Origin of the sequence: Microbacterium salitolerans, from assembly GCF_019720895.1 — a bacterium.
GTDB lineage: Bacteria > Actinomycetota > Actinomycetes > Actinomycetales > Microbacteriaceae > Microbacterium.
In genome coordinates, this window is the sequence record NZ_JAHKSH010000001.1 from 646514 (window position 1) to 663482 (window position 16969).

Here is a 16969-nt window from a genome sequence, read left to right on the forward strand (position 1 = left end):
CATCCTCTCGCACGCGAGATGGGAAGCGTCAGCAGCCGGGCGACTTCCGCGTGACGGGAACGTCCTTGATCATCGGGGTGTGCGCGACGGCCAGGGGTCCGTACGCCTGATCCTCCGCGCCCTCGAAGGTCACCTCGACCTCGTGGCTGGTCGCGGGCTGGTTCTCGATGAGGATCCTCACGGCGGCGCGGCCCTGATCGTTCGTCCCCGCGTGCGGTGTGTACTCCTCGCCGTCGACGGTCGCCGACACGAATGTGCTGCCGACGGGGCCGTAGAAGACGAGGTTCGTCGACTTCACGCCCTTCGGGAAGTAGCGCCCGGTCGAGACGTACTGGGGGAGCTCCGCGACCTGGCCCGGCTTGAGGTTGTAGTCGTAGGTCGCCGTCGCCGTGAACGTCGGCGCGCCGTCGGCTGTGCAGACGTCAGTCGTCGCGTCCACGCTCATCTTCGTGTAGTAGTCGAGCTTGCCCTCGGTGTTGTCGTTGACGAACACGCCCATCGTCGTGTTCCGCGCGTTGCTGTCGTCCCACAGCGGGCCTTCGAAGAGCGAGTTCTTCACCGCATCGGCCTCCGTCGGATCCGTCGGAGCATAGAGGATCCGCCCCTCCTGGAATCCCTTGGCGAGCTGGGGCGCAAGAGCGGGCAGGCCACCCTTCGCGTCGGTGATCGAGTTGAAGATCGAGGCCGCCGCGAGCCCGAAGAACTCGTCCTGCTGGCGCCCGGACTCCTCGGAGCCGCCGGGATAGCGCCAGTAGACCTTGCTCACGAGCTGGTTGACGACGTTGCCCGCCTTCAGAGTCTCGCCGGTCGGGAGCTGGACGGGTCCCGTGGCCTTCATCAGGTAGCTGAGCATCACGGGATCGATCGCGAGGACGGCGTCGCCCGGGTCGCCGAGCGTCTCGGACCAGAACGCGCGTGCGAGGCTCGCGGTCTGGGCGAAGTCGGGCGTCATCGTCGTGTCCTGAATGAACTTGCCGACCTTGTCGCCGTAGAGGGCCTCGGTCCAGGGATCGAGGGGCTGGATGACTTCGTCGCGACGCGTGTTGATGTTGAAGCGATTGGCCTGCTCCGTGATCTCCATCTGCCCGTTGTCGACCGTCAGCATCAGGATGTTGCCCGGGTTGCCTCCGAGCGTGCGCATCTCGGCGCTGTTCTGCACGAGCACCATGTAGTTGCGCGGCTCGTCCGCGCCGAGCATCGTCGGCAGCTGCGGCGAGAGCACGGCGAGGCGGCGCAGGACCTGCGACATGGTGTCGAGCCCGTCGGTGACGGTCGTGACGGGTTTCCGCAGCGGGCCGAGGAGTTCGTCGGGGTCGATGCCCTGGGCGACGACCTCGACGTTGACGCGTTCGGCTGTCGGTGCGATCTCCTCGATCACCGTGCCGAGCTCGGCGACGGCGTCGACATTCAGCGCGCCGTTCGTGGGGCCGATCGACGACAGGTCGAACGCGACGAGCGGAGCCGCGACGTCGGAGACGAGATCATCGGCCGCACCCGCGAGCACACGGACGGCGCGCATGTCATCGCCCACGAACGGCAGGACCTCGGTGGCCCGCCAGAGCGGGTGGCTGGTCGCGATCCGCGCGGCCTGCGTGGATCCGCTCATGTCGTCGACGCTCTGCGTGACGGCCTGCTGGTCGCCCATGCTGGCGGCGAGTTCCTTCGACTGCGGCACGAGCGACTCGAACGACGTCTTCGCGACGACCAGGCTCACCGCCATGACGATGAGGCAGAACCCGAGGACGCCCGCGACGGACCACGCGACGACCTTCTTGCTCGGACGACGACGCCACCAGGGGGGCGCGGCGTCGGGTTCGGCGCCGGTCTGGTCGTGCTCCCGCGTCAGCATTAGCACATTGTATGTGCGGCGACGCCGATTCACCTGACCAGCGAGGGTGTGCCAGCTGGCCGGCGATGGTGAGCCGCCTGACTGGTGTTGATGAGCCAGCCGAGCGGAAGGCCCCGGCCTCGATGCGGCCAGAGATCGCGCGCGAGCCTCATCCGCGGAATGCCGCTGGGGTATGCTTCAGGCGGCCGACGAGCGGCGATATATACGGGGAGGCTGGCGGTTGACGACCGAGACGACGACGGGGTCGAAGGGTGAGGCGTCTGTGAACGGACTCGTTCACACCGTGGCCACCGGCGCCGCCCGAGCTTCGACCGCCGAGTTCCCCGTCGTGGTTCGCACCCCGACCGACGGGATCCCCATCGTGCACTCCGCCCCGAAGGGAACCGTCAACTGGCGGGAGAAGTACGCCCGGTTCCTGCGTCTCACCGACTTCGTCGTCATCGTCGGCGTGGTGTTCGGCACGCAGATCGGCTGGCTCGGCTTCCACAAGCAGATCGCGATGCCGGTGCCGACGTGGCCGGGCATCTCGTCCTACACCGTGCTGTCGTGCCTGATCGTCCTCCTGTGGTTGCTCGCCCTGGCCGTCGCCGACACGAGATCCGACCGCGTCGTCGGCATCGGCGCCGCCGAGTATCAGCGCGTCTTCAACAGCAGCGTCATGCTGTTCGGGCTGCTGGCGATCGCCGCCTTCCTGCTCCGCGTCGAGGCCTCGCGCGGATACCTCCTGCTGGCGCTGCCCGCCGGCGTGCTGCTGCTCGTCTTCGGTCGATACATGTGGCGCGTGTGGCTGCGCCGCCAGCGTGCGAAGGGGCAGTACAGCGCACGCGTGCTCCTCGTCGGCACGGAGGAGTCGGTGGCGCACACGGCGAACGAGCTGAGGCGCTCCAAGGGCGCCGGATACGTCGTCGCGGGCGCGTGCATCCCGACCGGTCGCGTCAAAGGCGAGCTGCGCGAATCCGACATCCCCGTCATGGGCGACGTGGCGTCGATCGAGGACGCCCTCCGCGTCACGGCGGCCGACACCGTCATCATCGCGAGCACCGACCAGCTCGACCCCATGCAGGTCAAGCAGATCTCCTGGTCTCTGGAGGCGGGCCGGCAGCATCTCGTCCTCGCCCCGAGCATCACCGACATCGCGGGCCCGCGCATCCATACGCGTCCGGTCTCGGGACTGCCCCTCATGCACGTCGAGACGCCGCGATTCTCTCCCGCGCAGCGCTTCGTCAAGCGCATGATGGATCTGTTCGGCGCCCTCTTCCTCTTCATCTGCCTGAGTCCCGTGGTGGTCACGCTCGCCCTCATCGTGCTCATCTCCTCGGGGCGCCCGGTCATCTACAAGCAGAACCGCATCGGTCGCCACGGTCGCGAGTTCCGCATGTGGAAGTTCCGATCGATGGTGCCCGGCGCGGAGGCGAGGCTCACCTCGCTGCTTGACGCACAGGATCACGGCAACGCCGTGCAGTTCAAGATGAGGAACGACCCGCGCGTGACGCCGATCGGCCGCGTCATGCGCAAGTACTCGCTCGACGAGCTCCCGCAGCTGTTCAACGTGCTCGGCGGGTCCATGAGCCTCGTGGGGCCGCGCCCGCCGATCCAGCGCGAAGTTGAGCAGTACGACGACCACGTGCACCGCCGCTTCCTCGTGAAGCCGGGCATCACGGGACTGTGGCAGGTCTCCGGACGGTCGACGCTGTCGTGGGACGACAGCGTGCGCCTCGATCTCTCCTATGTCGAGAACTGGAGCGTCATGGGCGACGTCGTCATCCTGTTCAAGACGTTCAAGGCCGCACTCGCGCCGGGCGACACCACGGGATGACGGTCGCCGCGCGCGCGGGCGCCTCGCCCCGCCGCGCGAAGTGGCCCCGCCGGTACGCGGGGCGCCTCGCGCTGACCGACGCGCTCGTCATCGCCATCACCTTCGCGGCATACGCCCTCATCGTCCGACCGGGGCACCGCGGCGGCTTCGTCTGGTGGCAGGGCGTGAGCGAGATCCCGTACTGGGCGGTGCTCGTCGTCGTCGGGGGCGTGTGGTTCCTCGGCCTCGGCATCGCCGACAGCCGAGACCAGCACATCGTCGGTCACGGCAGCCAGGAGTACCGCCGCATCATCAACTCCTCGATCGGCGTCTTCTGCGTCGTCGTGACGGTCGCGTTCCTGCTGCAGATGGAGCTCGCCCGCACGATCGTCGTGTTCGCGATGCCGCTCGGCACGATCCTGCTCCTCGTCAGCCGATGGATGTGGCGGCAGTGGTTGCGCGGTCGGCAGCGCGGCGGCCAGTACACGCTCCGCGCGGTCGCGCTCGGCGAGCGGTCGAAGATCGAGCACATCGTCGATGCGATGCGGCGCGAGGGCGGATCCGGCATCGAGGTCATCGGGGCGATCACCGACCGGCGCGACGGCGGCGAGGCCCTCGAGGGCGGGATCCAGGTGTACGGCACGTACGCGAACGCGGCCGAGGCGATCGGATCCAGCGGGGCCGACACCGTCATCTTCGTGGGGTCGGATGATCTCGACCCGGTGATGGTGCGCAACCTCAGCTGGGAACTCACGGCGCGCGACATCCAGTGGGCCGTCGCGCCTGCGATCACCGACGTCGCGGGCCCACGGATCCACACTCGCCCCGTCGCCGGGCTGCCGCTCGTCATGATCGACTTCCCGCGGCTCGAGGGCGTCAACCGCGTCATCAAGCGCACGTTCGATGTCGTCGGATCGGCGCTCATGCTCCTCGTCCTGTCGCCCGTGTTCCTCGCGGCGGCGATCGCCGTGCGGGCGAGCGGACCCGGGCGGATCCTCTTCGCCCAGGAGCGCATCGGCCGCAGCGGGGAGCAGTTCCGCATGTACAAGTTCCGGTCGATGGTCGCCGATGCCGACGACCACCTGCAGAGCCTGCTCGATTTGCAGGGCACGACCGAGGCGCCGCTCTTCAAGGTCAACGATGATCCGCGGATCACCCCCGTCGGACGCTTCCTGCGCAAGCACTCGATCGACGAGCTGCCGCAGCTCGTCAACGTCCTGCGCGGCGACATGAGCCTCGTGGGGCCGCGCCCGCAGCGTGCCGAGGAGGTCGCGCTGTACGACGACGCGGCGCACCGGCGCCTGCTCGTCAAGCTCGGTATGAGCGGCCTGTGGCAGGTGTCGGGCCGCAGCGCGCTCGACTGGGAGGACGCCCTCCGGCTCGACCTCTACTACGTCGAGAACTGGTCGCTGACGCAGGACATCGTGATCCTCTTCCGCACGATCCGCGCGGTCGTGGCGCCGGGGGCGACGGCGCACTGACGGGCGGTGAGCGGCGTCGGCAGACAACTGTTCGGGACGGCTTAGCGTTAGAGTTATCTAAAACGATAACTCAGGGAGGTGGAGCATGACGCTCACGGCATCCCTTCGACGTGCGCGGATCCGCTCCGGCGAGACGCTGCGGGACGTCGCTCGCCGCGCGGGCGTCGCGGCACCCAACCTGTCGACGATCGAGCGAGGCAGACGCGATCCCACGAGTGCCACCGTGCAGAGGGTCGCCCAGGCGCTGGGGGTATCGTTCGTCCCCGTCGCAAGTCGAGGGAGAGCTTCGGCAGCCGAGGCTCTGCCGCTGATCGCCGCGGCGCACGAGCGTGGCGAGCATCGCCTCGCGTACCGATCGTTCATCCAGCTCGCCGACGACCTCGCCGTTGCCGATGCGGTGACTCGTGTGCTGCTTTCTGCAGAGCCGCCGGAGCCGTCGGAGACCCGCTGGGACGACGCCGTCGCCGCCCTCGTCGAATACCGGCTGGTGAGCCTCCACGCACCCGTCCCGGCCTGGGTCCGCGAGAACACCGGTGATGCCGAGCACCCCTGGGAGCCGCAGCGAGCTGAGGTCCCGCTGCCGTTCCCTGTGGATGAGGCCGAAGTCGCCGAACCCTTCCAGCGCCGCGGAGTGATGATCGAGGCGAACGAGCTGGACAGCGCGTGACCGGCCCGCGCGGAGTCCTCGACCGTGACGAGGTGGTCGCCGGGCTCAAGGATCTGGTCGATCGGTTGCGCGACGAAGGTCAGCCGTGCACGATCCAGATCGTCGGCGGCGCGGCGATCGCGCTCACGGTCGACCAGGAGCGGCCGCCGACGAGAGACGTCGACATGATCGTCACGCCGCCCGAGGCAATCCGGCGGATCGCCGCGGACGTCGGCTTCGATCGTGGCTGGCCCGAGGGGTGGCTCGATGGGGCGGTATCGATCTTCTTGCCGAGCCAATTCGGGCGTGGCACGGAGTGGGTCACGATCCACCAGGACGGCGACGTCCTCATCCAGGTCGCAAGTCCCGCAATGCTGCTCGCGATGAAGCTGATGGCCGTAGCCAGGCGCCCGCGCCGAGACGCAGATGACGTCGCGACGCTCCTGGCGGTCAACGAGATCTGCACTGCGGACGAAGCAGACGAGCTGTTCGGCGAGTTCTTCCCCGGCGACGAAATGACGCCGAAGGCGTACGAGGTCGTCGAAGCGCTTCTCGCGCAGGGGGTGCGCCACGTGCGCACGCCGGGAACGCCGGTGCTCGGCGAGGCGTGAAGGCTGGCGTTCCCTGCCTGCTCGCGCAGCAGATCGACGGGGCGTGAACCGGGTCTGTCGGGCGGATCGCTTCGTTTGTCAGAGGTTCGGGTTCGACTGAGGCATGGACAACTTCCGCGAACTCCGAGAGCAGGTGGCCGTGCTCGGCGGCCTGCTCGACGAGGGCGCTGGCGAGCTCGCCGACGCGATGCGCACACTCGGCGACGAGCAGCTGGTGCGCGCGCTCGAGGCCGCGGCCCGCGCCGTGCGATCCCTGGGCAGGATCGAGGCGGTCGGAGCCGGCATCCTGGCCGAGCGCTCGACGCGCGAGTCGGGGCACGACGGGCTGGCGCAGACGCGCGGCCACCGTACATCCGCCGAGTTCGTGCAGGCGATCACGGGAGCGTCGAGGGCCGACGCCCGTCAGCGGATCCGTGTGGGGCAGTCGGTGCTCGACGCGGCAGACGAGAGCGTCGCTCCCAGAGGGCCGGGCGAGGCGCGCGCCGCGGCGTGGCACGCACCGCTCGCCGAGGCGCTGATGCGCGGGCGGCTCTCGCCGGCGCAGAGCGACGCGATCCGACGCGGACTCGGAGAGCCGCCCACCGCCGAAGGCGGCGCGGCCAACGAGGGCTCCCGCGGTGACTGGTCCGCGGCGGCCGAGCAGCTCGCCGACGAGGCCGCGCACCGCACAGTCGAGGAGCTGCGTTCCGAGGCGCGCCTGATTCGCGATCGACTCGACCCCGACGGTGCCGAGCGACGATTCCTCGCGCGACACGAAGCGCGGGCGTTTCGCTCGTGGACCGACGACGAGGGGCGCAGCCGTGCATCGATCTGCTTCGACGACGACGGCCACGCGCTGGTCCGCTCGATCTTCGATGCGGCGCTGCGGCCGCGGCGGGGCGGGCCGCGTTTCGTCGACGACACCGAGCGCGAGGCGGCGACGGCGCTCGCAGACGACCCGCGGACGAACGACCAGCTGTCGTATGACCTTCTCGTCGACCTGCTGCGCGCGGGAGCGTTCGCCGACGCGAAGGTCGTGCACGGCACGCGTCGAGCCGGCGTGCGCGTGGTGTCCGTGATCGACACGGGTGCGCGCGGCGCGCGCTCTCCGGGCGGCGCAGATGCTGACTCGACGGGCGGCGCGGGTGGCGCGGTCAGCGGTGTCGGTGCGGGCCCGGGCGGCTACACCGAAGACGGGCTCGTGTCGCTCCCTCGGCGCGACATCGACCGGCGCATCTGCGATACGGCGGCGCTGCCCGTGGAGGTCTCGACCCGGGGCGATCCGCTGAACGTCGGGCGCGAGCGCCGCCTCTTCACACCCGCACAGCGCGTCGCACTCGCTGTGCGCGACGGCGGGTGCCGCTGGAGCGGCTGCGACCGCCCGGCTTCCTACTGCGAGGCGCACCACATCGACGCCTACTCGCAGGACGGGCGCACCGATATCGACCGCGGCATCCTGCTGTGTCGGTTCCACCACATGCAGCTGCATCACTCCGCCTGGCAGATCACGCGCGACGGCAGGTCCGACTTCGTGCTTCACGATCCGGGCGGCCGCTCGATCACCCTTGCCCCGCGACTCGCCCTCACCTACGCGTTCGCGGGCGTCGACCCACCGCCCCGACGATTCCGCCCCGCCGCATAGGCGGGGTGCGGGGCGAGCAGCGGTCGCGAGGAGCTCCATGGGGCCGGGCCGCGGGCTGCGGGGCGAGGCGTCAGAGAAGATCAGTCCGTCGCCGGGTACGACCCGACCGCGGCGTCACGCTTCGTCGAGTGCTGGTCCCGCGAGTCATGCGACCGCGTCATCCACTGAGCACCTGCCCGACCGTATGAGCGCGTACGACAGGCGATCGTTCTCCTGGCTCCTGCGGAAATGTATGACTACATGTAGATATTTGTCGTCATGGCGGCGTGAAAAGGTGATCAAGGATGTTCCGCGCTCCGTGCGCATCCTCGACGAGATCGATCGCGGCGCGTGTGATCGTTGCGCTCACACGGCTCGACGGGCTCGATGACCCATCGGTTCGCTACAGGGTGCGCCCCGGACCGCTTCGACGGCTCTGGAGACTCCGAGTCGGAGCTGATCGGGTGATTCTCGACATCCGACGACACGAGCTCGTGGTTCTCGCGATCGATGTGGGCAACCGAACGAGCAACGACGACCGAACTCACTCCGCGAGATATGCGGCGAGTGACTCCTCGTGATCGGCGGGGGAGAAGCCCGTCTGCTCGAGCTTGGTGAGGTCGAGCACACTGTTCGCGGGACGCGGGGCCACCGGTCCCGCGGCGCCGGCGAAGTAGTCCGCCGTCGAGACGGCGGACACCCGGTCGGGCGCGTGGCCGGTCAGCTCGAACACCCGCCGCGCGATCTCGTGCCACGAGCGTGGCTCACCCGACCCCGTGAGGTGATAGATGCCGAACGGGGCATGCGTCTGGAGCAGGTGGCGGATCCCGCGCGCGAGCTCGCTCGTGAACGTCAGGCGGCCGACCTGATCGTCGACGACCGACGGATCCACGCCGCGCTCCGCGAGCTGCGCCATGGTCCGCACGAAGTTCTTTCCCTCGCCGATGACCCACGACGTCCGCACGATGTAGTGCCGAGGCGCGGTCGCGGCGGCGACGTCGCCCGCCGCCTTCGTCTGGCCGTAGACGCTCGTCGGGCAGACGTCGTCCGTCTCGACGTACGGGCGCGGGGCGGATCCATCGAACACGTAGTCGCTCGACACGTGCACGAGCGTGATGCCGTTCTCCGCCGCGATGCGCGCGAGGCGTGCCGTCCCCGTCGCGTTCGCGGCCCACGCGGATGCCCGATCGGTCTCCGCCCCGTCGACCGCCGTGTATGCGCCCGCGTTGATGATGACGCCGTAGTCGCGCCAGCGCCGCGCGCCCGAGATGTCGCCGGTCAGATCGAGGTCGTCGCGCGTCGCGAACTCGACGTGCGCGGGGGCGACGGATCCGGGGGCCGCGTACGCCTCCCGCAGCGCGCGACCCAGCTGGCCGTTCGCGCCGATCACGAGCGTCTTCTTCGGCGGCACGGGCGTCACCTCGGCGAGCCGCGGGTGCGCGCGATCCTTGTCGCTCCGCTCGGCGTCCTCGAGGGCGATCGGCCAGTCGATCGCCGCCGTCTCATCGGCGAGGTTGAGGAACGCGTACGAGGCGTCGGGCGACCAGTGGTCGTTGACCAGGTACGTGTACGCGGTGCTCGGCTCGAGCGTCTGGAACGCATTCCCGACCCCACGTGGCACGAAGATCGCCGTCGACGGATCGATCTCGGCCGTGAACACCTGGCCGAACCCCGAGCCCTCGCGCAGGTCGACCCACGCGCCGAAGATGCGCCCCGTCGCCACGGAGACCCACTTGTCCCACGGTTCGGCGTGGATCCCGCGGGTCGTGCCGACCTTCTCGTTGAACGAGATGTTGTTCTGCACGGGCCCGAAGTCGGGAAGGCCGAGGGCGGTCATCTTCTCGCGCTGCCAGTTCTCCTTGAACCAGCCGCGGGCATCGCCGTGCACATCGAGCTCGGCGAGCAGCAGCCCCTCGATGGGGGTCTCGTGGAGCCGCATCACTGCCCCTTCGACGCGTAGAACGCCTCGACGCCGTCCTTGGCGCCCACCCACCAGCTCTCATTGTCGCGATACCAGCGGATCGTCGCCTCGAGCCCGGCACGGAAGTCCGAGAACTGCGGTCGCCACCCGAGCTCCGTGCGCAGCCGCGTCGAGTCGATCGCGTACCGCATGTCGTGCCCGGCCCGGTCGGCGACGTGATCGTAGGCATCGCGAGGCTCGCCCATGAGGCCGAGGATCGCCTCGACGACGTCCCTGTTGCTCTCTTCGCCGTCGGCGCCGATGAGGTACGTCTCGCCGACCTCGCCCTTCTCGAGGATCGTCAGAACGGCCGATGAATGGTCGTCCGCGTGGATCCAGTCGCGCACGTTCTCGCCTGCGCCGTAGAGCTTCGGACGGATGCCTCGGATCACGTTCGTGATCTGGCGCGGGATGAACTTCTCGACGTGCTGGTACGGCCCGTAGTTGTTCGAGCAGTTAGAGATCGTCGCGCGCACGCCGAACGACCGCACCCACGCCCGCACGAGCAGGTCGCTCGCGGCCTTCGTCGACGAGTACGGCGACGAGGGGTTGTAGGGCGTGCGCTCCGTGAAGCGCTCGGGGTCGTCGAGCTCGAGATCGCCGTAGACCTCGTCGGTCGAGATGTGATGCAGCCGCACGTCGTGACGGCGCGCGGCCTCGAGCAGCGTGTACGTGCCGACGACGTTGGTGTCGAGGAACGGGCGCGGGTCGTCGAGGGAGTTGTCGTTGTGCGACTCGGCGGCGTAGTGCACCACCGTGTCGACGCGGCCGAACAGGTCGTCGACGAGCGCGGCATCCGCGATATCGCCCACGACGAGCTCGACGCGGTCCTCCGGGAGACCCGCGAGCGATGCGCGGTTGCCCGCATACGTCAGCTTGTCGAGCACCGTCACGTGGTGGTCCGTGTGCTCCACGACGTGGTGCACGAAGTTGGATCCGATGAAGCCGGCGCCGCCGGTCACGAGCATGCGCGCCATCAGCGGCCCCTCTCCAGCAGGTCGAGCAGGTACCGTCCGTAGCCCGACTTCACGAGCTTCTCCGCGCGCACGCGCAGACCGTCGTCGTCGATGAAGCCGCGCCGCCACGCGATCTCCTCGGGGGCGCCGATCTTCTGCCCCGTACGGTGCTCCATCGTGCGGACGAAGTCGCCCGCACCGATCATGTCGTCGAACGTGCCCGTGTCGAGCCACGCGGTCCCGCGGGGCAGCACGTCGACCTGCAGGGATCCGCGCTCGAGGTACGCGCGGTTGACGTCCGTGATCTCGTACTCGCCCCGGGCCGAGGGGGCGAGCGCGCGCGCGATCTCGATGACGTCGTTGTCGTAGAAGTAGAGCCCGGGAACGGAGTAGTTGCTCTTCGGGTGCGCCGGCTTCTCCTCGAGGGAGAGCGCCTGCCCGTGGTCGTCGAACTCGACGACGCCGTAGGCGGAGGGATCCGCGACCCAGTACGCGAAGATCGCGCCGCCCTGCACGTCGGTGAAGCGCGTCAGCTGACGGCCGAGACCGGGGCCGTAGAGCAGGTTGTCGCCCAGCACGAGCGCCACCGAGTCGTCGCCGATGAAGTCGGCGCCGATCGTGAAGGCCTGCGCGAGCCCGTCGGGGGAGGGCTGCTGCGCGAACGTGATCGACACGCCGAACTGCGACCCGTCGCCCAGCAGCCGCTCGAACGACGCGGCGTCGTGCGGTGTCGTGATGACGAGGATCTCGCGGATCCCGGCCAGCATGAGCGTCGACAGCGGGTAGTAGATCATCGGCTTGTCGTACACCGGAACGAGCTGCTTCGAGACGCCGAGCGTGATCGGATGCAGCCGCGTGCCGCTGCCGCCCGCCAGAATGATGCCCTTCACGAGAACCCATCGTGTCACGCGGTGGCCCCGCCCGTCGGCAGATAGCATCGCTGAGGTTCGACGCGTCGGAAGGATCCCCATGGAGCAGGCACCCGCTGACGGCGACCGGGTGCACGGATCCGAGACGCTCTGGCAGCGCGTGCGGTGGCCGCTGCTGTCGGTCGTCGTGACCGTCGCGCTCGCGCTCGGCCGGCTCGCCGTCAACCCGCGGTTCTACTTCACGGACGACACGGAGCGCGGATCCTTCGGACAGTGGTGGGCGCTCGGCGAGCACCTCACGCAGGGGCAGCTGCCGATCCTCGACCCGTCCGCGTGGCAGGGCGGCAACTACTTCGCCGAGGGGCAGTGGGGGATCCTCAGCCCCGTCACGTGGCTCATCGGGCTCACGGCCTACATCGCACCCGACGCCGCCGTGCACGTCACGAGCTGGAAGGTGCTGTTCCTCGCGATCTTCGCGATCGGCATGTTCCTCCTCGCCCGCGACTTCGGGGCGTCGCGTCCGTGGGCCGCGCTCGCCGGGGTGCTCGCACCGGCCGCGGGCTTCACCGTCTACATGGACGCGGCGAGCTGGTCGACGGGCCTGTTCGACGCCTGCCTGCTGCCGCTGATGTGGTGGACGCTGCGCCGCGCCGTCGAGCGCGGCCGCTCGCCGATCCCGTTTCTCCTCACGAGCTTCACCCTCATCACGTTCGGCTACGTGTTCGGCGTCATCGTGCTCGTGGTGCTGCTCGTCGAGACGCTCGTCCGCCAGATCGCGAACCGCGACGGCGTCCGCGTCGTGCGCACGCTCGCCGCGAGCGCGTGGGGCGCGCTGTGGACGATCGTCATCTACTTGCCGGCGATCGTCACGTCGCCCGTCACGAAGCGCGGCGCGGAGCCCTTCGCGAACGAGCACTTCCTCAACGCCGACGTCGCCGACCTCTTCTCCGCCGGATCCCCGTTCACCACCGCGTCGATCGAGTCGTTCTGGGGGCCGACGACGCAGGGCCCTCTCGTCTACATCGCGTGGCTCGTGCCGCTCGCACCCCTGTTCCTCCCGATCCCGCGCGACGCCGTGCGGCGTCTGATCCCCGTGTGGGTCCTCGGTGCCACGATGCTCGCGTTCATCCTCGCGCCCAGCGAGATGGGGCCGATCCGCTGGCCGCTGCGCATGATGCCGTACGTCGCGATCGCCGTCATCCTCGTGCTCGTCGTGGCCGCGACCCGCGCGTTCCCCGAGCGGATCACCCGGGGGCGCGTCGGAGCGGCCGCCGGACTCATCGCGGCGTTCGGCTATGTCAGCTGGGTGGGCGAGATGTGGTCGTGGAAGGCGCTCGCGCTGGGCGTCGCCGTGCAGCTCGCGGCGCTCGCGGGCTTCTGGGTCGCCTCGCGCCCGCCGAAGGACGTCGCGTACGTGGCGGGCCGGCCGGCGCCATGGGAGCGCCGCACGGCCGTGGTCGTGCTCGCGTCGATGCTCGTGACGATGCTCGTCGGGGGCGCGCAGGCGCTGCAGTTCCGCGAGTCGCCCATGCCCTCCGTCAACGCGCCGACGTCGACGGAGGAGCTGGAGGGCGTGCTCGAGGGAGCGCCGGGCGACGCGATCATCGTCGGCAACTACTACACGGGCCAGTCGACGCCGGAGAGCTGGGACGAGCGCCTCATGGGAAACCTCTGGTACCTCAGCGACACCCCGATGGCGAGCGTCTACACGGTGCTGCCGTTCGCGGCCTACGCCGACGACCTCTGCAGCGACCTGCGCGGACTCACCTGCGGCGATGCTCTCGACACCCTGTGGAGCGTGGACCCCGAGACGGGCGAGCGGGTCTCCGACCTCATGAGCATCTCGACGATCATCGCCGCGAAGGACTCGTTCGACGAGCAGCCGGATCCGCCCGAGGGCTGGCACCTCGCGCGGGACGGATACTGGAACTGGTTCTTCGAGCGCGATGAGGAGCTCCCGACCGCCGGAGGCGTGACGTGGCAGGGCGACGGCACGGAGGTCATCGTCGAGGAGCAGACGCAGACGTCCGTGACGTTCGCCGTCGAATCGGTCGGATCCGATCCTCGCGTCGTCCTGAGCCGCCTCCCGTTCCCCGGCTACGAGGTCACGGGCGCGGAGCTCGCGGATCCGATCCGCGGCTACCTGCTGACGGTCGACGTCTCCGGCGCCCAGCCGGGCGACGAGGTGACGGTGAGCTTCCTGCCCCCGCCCTACCCCGTGCTGGTGGCGTCGTTCATCCTCGCCTGGCTCGTGGCGCTCGCGTGGCTGATCGCGCGGGTACGAGTGCGTCGCCGGACGCGCTGAGCCCCCCTCCTCGACGGCACGCCCGGGTGACGTGCCCGTTCAGCGAAGCGTGTACCGCTGTCGATGGCGCTGGCATCGGGCTTGGCGGGAGGTCCGCTCTGCGGGCCGGGGGACTGCGTCATCGACAGCGGTGCACGCGCAGCGGGGCCCCGCGACGCACTAAGGCTCGACAGGCCCCGCTTCCGCCACCGCGAACGCGTAGAGCGGTCGCCCCTGGACCTCCTCGTAGATGCGGCCGATGTACTGGCCGAGCACGCCGAGCATGAGCATCTGGATCCCGCCGAGGAGGAACATCCCGGCGGCGAGGAAGGTCCAGCCCTCGACGACCGAGTCGGGGTTGACGAGGCGCGAGATTGCCAGGTAGACGGTCCAGACGCCGGCGCCCACGGCGAGGATCATGCCGATCGCGCTGATGAGCCGCAGCGGGAAGGAGCTGAACCCGAGGATCCCGTCGGCGGCCAGCTTCATCATCTTGCTGAGCGGGTAGCCCGTGGTTCCGGCGTGGCGGGCGTCGCGGTCGAACGGCACGGGCTCCTGGCGGAAGCCGATCGCCGCGACCATTCCGCGCAGGAAGCGGTGGCGCTCGGGATATCGCCGCAGCTGCTCGACGACGCGGCGATCCATGAGGCGGAAGTCGCCGGTGTCGCGGGGGATCTCGATGCGCGCGAGCTTCGAGAGCGTCCAGTAGAACCCGCCGGCGGTGAGGCGCTTGAAGAAGCCGTCGTCGCGGGTGCGGCGCACGGCGTAGGCCACGTCGACGCCGCGCTCCCACGCGGCGATGAGGTCGTGGCAGACCTCGGGCGGATCCTGCAGGTCGCTGTCCATGACGATGACGGCGTCGGCATCTGCGACGTCGATGCCGGCGGTGACGGCGATCTGGTGGCCCTCGTTGCGGGCGAGGGCGTACACGGACACGCGGTCGTCCTGCGCGCGCAGGGCGCGGAGGAGGGCGAGGGATCCGTCGCGGCTGCCGTCGTCGACGAAGACGAACTCGCAGGCGTACCGCTCCTCGAGCGCGGCGGCCACCCGCGTGATCCGCTCGAAGAGGACGGGGATGTTGTCCTCCTCGTTGAAGATCGGTAGGACGAAGGCGATGCGCTTGCGGTCGGTCATGAGCGACCTCCCTTCCGAGGGGCGAGCGCCATGGCGCGGTAGACGAGGCGGCGCATGCGCGCCATGCGGCGGGCGCGATTCACTCCCGTGCGCACATCGTCGGGCGTGACGCGGTCGACGGCGTCGGACGTGTGCGCGAACAGGTCGGCCATCTCTGCCGCTTGGCGGTCGGCGAGGGCGACCGACCACTGGCCGGAGCTGACGCGGAACGTCGAGGCCACGCCGTCGTCGCGCACGAAGTGCCCGTGGCGCAGCACCGCGATGTACGTCGCGACGTCGATGCCGTACGACCAGTCGCCCTGCCAGCCGCCGGCCGCCACCAGGGCGTCGCGCCGCATCGTGACGGCGCCGGGCTCGCCGAACGGGTTCGTGCCGCTGCGCACGGCCTGACGCACGGCGTCCTCGCCGCGCATGCGCGCGTCCAGCCCCTGCAGCCCGCGGCGCGGGGCGATCGTCCGGCCGCGGTCGTCGATGATCCGCCGACGCCCGGCCACGAGCACGGCGGCCGGGTTCTGCGCGAGCAGCGCGACCTGACGCGCGAGCGATCCGGGAAGGACCGTGTCGTCGCCCGGCAGCAGCTTGAGGTACTCGCTGCGCGCTTCGTGCGTGACGGCCGCCCAGTTCGCCGCCGCGCCGCCGCCTGCGGGCGTGTGCAGGAGCCGCACACGGGGATCTGCGGCGAACCGCTCGGCGACGGCGTAGGTGTCGTCGGCGGAGGAGTGGTCGGCCACGATGAGCTCGAGGTCGACGTCGTGCTGCGAGAGCACGGACGTCATCGTCTCGGCGAGGGTGTCGGCCTGCTCGTACGCGGGGACCACGACGGACAGCGTCGGCTCAGCGTCGGACATCACTCCTCCTCCTTCTTGCGGCGGAACGAGAACCGGCTGTGGCCGAACCAGCTGATCACGACGTACACCACAGTGAACATCAATTGCGCGACGATGCGGTTCCAGTCGAGGCCGAGCGTCAGCGCCGGCACGACGACGAGGTTGAGCGGGAAGATCACCACGTAGACGAGCTGGAAGCGCACGAAGTCGAGCAGCAGGTGGCCCCGGACCCGGAACACGAGGTGGCGGTAGAGGAAGAACGCGCTGAGCGACGAGGTGATCTGCGCGCAAGTGATCACGGCGAACTCGGCCCAGGTGGCGTCCGGCCAGACCGCGTCGAACAGCTCCGAGAAGAGGATGAACCACACGAAGCCGACGCCGGTGTTGATGCCGCCCACAACGAGGAACGCGAAGCGGCGGTCGCGGAAGAGCTTGAGCAGCGGCCCATCGGGGCCGACCATTCCACCGGTCTGCGGGGCCTTCGCCGGCTCGTCGTCTGTCACGCGGATCCTCTTCTGACGGGGCCGTCACGCGGCCGTTCCCCTCGGCGGGCTTCGGTGCCAGACTAGTTCCCGCGCGGTCAGACGCCGTGCGAAGGCGACGCGAGCGGAGGGGCACGATGGGATTCGACGACCTGGTGAACAAGGGCAAGGACGCCTACGAGCAGAACAAGGACAGGGTCGACGACGCACTGCGCAGCGAGAAGGCCGAGGAGATCAGCGACTCGATCCTCGACAAGGGCGAGGCCCTCGCGAAGAAGGTCGCCCCCGACTCGGCCGACAGCAAGATCGACGAGGTGCGCGCGAAGCTCGACGGCAAGATCGGCGACCAGTAGCCGCAGCCGTTCTCGAGACGCCCTTCCGCCCCGCGCGGGAGGGCGTTCTTCGCGCCCGCTCGGGAGGTTGCTGAGAGACTCCCCGACGAACGCCGGGATCCGCGGAATCACGGGGCTGTCAC

General features: G+C 69.6%; 14 protein-coding genes. 7 read left to right on the top strand and 7 right to left on the bottom strand.

Annotated elements, in window-relative coordinates; translation table 11 throughout:
* Nucleotides 1-28: 28 nt before the first annotated feature.
* Nucleotides 29-1849 carry a DUF4012 domain-containing protein gene (locus tag KOL93_RS02730; protein ID WP_221583759.1) on the bottom strand — a complete coding sequence of 607 codons (1821 nt, stop codon included), beginning with the start codon at nucleotides 1847-1849 and terminating at the stop codon, nucleotides 29-31.
* Nucleotides 1850-2069: 220 nt separating this feature from the next.
* On the opposite strand from KOL93_RS02730, the gene KOL93_RS02735 reads away from it, so the two are divergent.
* The 5 genes from KOL93_RS02735 to KOL93_RS02755 all read left to right on the top strand — a co-directional run bounded on the left by KOL93_RS02735 (nucleotide 2070) and on the right by KOL93_RS02755 (nucleotide 8003).
* Nucleotides 2070-3665 (top strand): sugar transferase, encoded by a 1596-nt coding sequence (locus KOL93_RS02735; protein WP_260405837.1) that lies wholly within the window; start codon nucleotides 2070-2072, stop codon nucleotides 3663-3665.
* A complete protein-coding gene (locus tag KOL93_RS02740) occupies nucleotides 3662-5125 on the top strand; it encodes a sugar transferase (protein WP_221583761.1) in 1464 nt (487 codons plus the stop codon). The genes KOL93_RS02735 and KOL93_RS02740 overlap by 4 nt, the downstream gene beginning before the upstream one ends.
* Nucleotides 5126-5210: 85 nt before the next feature.
* On the top strand, nucleotides 5211-5792 hold the full coding sequence (locus KOL93_RS02745) for a helix-turn-helix domain-containing protein (RefSeq protein WP_221583762.1): 582 nt from the start codon (nucleotides 5211-5213) through the stop codon (nucleotides 5790-5792).
* Nucleotides 5789-6382, top strand: a complete 594-nt coding sequence (locus KOL93_RS02750; protein WP_221583763.1) for a nucleotidyl transferase AbiEii/AbiGii toxin family protein — start codon at nucleotides 5789-5791, stop codon at nucleotides 6380-6382. The genes KOL93_RS02745 and KOL93_RS02750 overlap by 4 nt, the downstream gene beginning before the upstream one ends.
* Before the next feature lie 103 nt (nucleotides 6383-6485).
* A complete protein-coding gene (locus tag KOL93_RS02755) occupies nucleotides 6486-8003 on the top strand; it encodes an HNH endonuclease signature motif containing protein (protein ID WP_221583764.1) in 1518 nt (505 codons plus the stop codon).
* Nucleotides 8004-8526: 523 nt separating this feature from the next.
* Here KOL93_RS02755 and rfbD read toward each other — a convergent pair.
* From rfbD to rfbA, 3 genes are read right to left on the bottom strand one after another with little or no spacing between them, the layout of a single operon-like run.
* Nucleotides 8527-9921 carry a dTDP-4-dehydrorhamnose reductase gene (rfbD, locus tag KOL93_RS02760; protein WP_221583765.1) on the bottom strand — a complete coding sequence of 465 codons (1395 nt, stop codon included), beginning with the start codon at nucleotides 9919-9921 and terminating at the stop codon, nucleotides 8527-8529.
* Entirely contained in the window at nucleotides 9921-10919 is a 999-nt protein-coding gene (rfbB, locus tag KOL93_RS02765) for a dTDP-glucose 4,6-dehydratase (protein WP_221583766.1), read from the bottom strand. Before rfbB ends, rfbD begins: the two co-directional genes overlap by 1 nt.
* Nucleotides 10919-11788, bottom strand: a complete 870-nt coding sequence (gene rfbA, locus KOL93_RS02770) for a glucose-1-phosphate thymidylyltransferase RfbA (protein WP_221583881.1) — start codon at nucleotides 11786-11788, stop codon at nucleotides 10919-10921. The genes rfbB and rfbA overlap by 1 nt, the downstream gene beginning before the upstream one ends.
* A 79-nt stretch (nucleotides 11789-11867) precedes the next feature.
* Between rfbA and KOL93_RS02775 the strand changes: the two genes are divergently transcribed.
* A complete protein-coding gene (locus KOL93_RS02775; RefSeq protein ID WP_221583767.1) occupies nucleotides 11868-14072 on the top strand; it encodes a glycosyltransferase family protein in 2205 nt (734 codons plus the stop codon).
* A gap of 159 nt (nucleotides 14073-14231) precedes the next feature.
* Here the strand turns inward: KOL93_RS02775 and KOL93_RS02780 are convergent, their stop codons facing one another.
* The 3 genes from KOL93_RS02780 to KOL93_RS02790 are packed head-to-tail and all read right to left on the bottom strand — an operon-like array spanning nucleotide 14232 to nucleotide 16515.
* Nucleotides 14232-15185 carry a glycosyltransferase family 2 protein gene (locus tag KOL93_RS02780; protein ID WP_221583768.1) on the bottom strand — a complete coding sequence of 318 codons (954 nt, stop codon included), beginning with the start codon at nucleotides 15183-15185 and terminating at the stop codon, nucleotides 14232-14234.
* Nucleotides 15182-16033 (bottom strand): glycosyltransferase family 2 protein, encoded by an 852-nt coding sequence (locus KOL93_RS02785; RefSeq protein ID WP_221583769.1) that lies wholly within the window; start codon nucleotides 16031-16033, stop codon nucleotides 15182-15184. The genes KOL93_RS02780 and KOL93_RS02785 overlap by 4 nt, the downstream gene beginning before the upstream one ends.
* The gene (locus tag KOL93_RS02790; protein WP_221583770.1) at nucleotides 16033-16515 is read right to left on the bottom strand and encodes a GtrA family protein; all 483 of its coding nucleotides are present in this window, start codon (nucleotides 16513-16515) and stop codon (nucleotides 16033-16035) included. The genes KOL93_RS02785 and KOL93_RS02790 overlap by 1 nt, the downstream gene beginning before the upstream one ends.
* A 116-nt stretch (nucleotides 16516-16631) precedes the next feature.
* On the opposite strand from KOL93_RS02790, the gene KOL93_RS02795 reads away from it, so the two are divergent.
* On the top strand, nucleotides 16632-16847 hold the full coding sequence (locus KOL93_RS02795) for a hypothetical protein (RefSeq protein WP_221583771.1): 216 nt from the start codon (nucleotides 16632-16634) through the stop codon (nucleotides 16845-16847).
* Nucleotides 16848-16969: the final 122 nt, after the last annotated feature.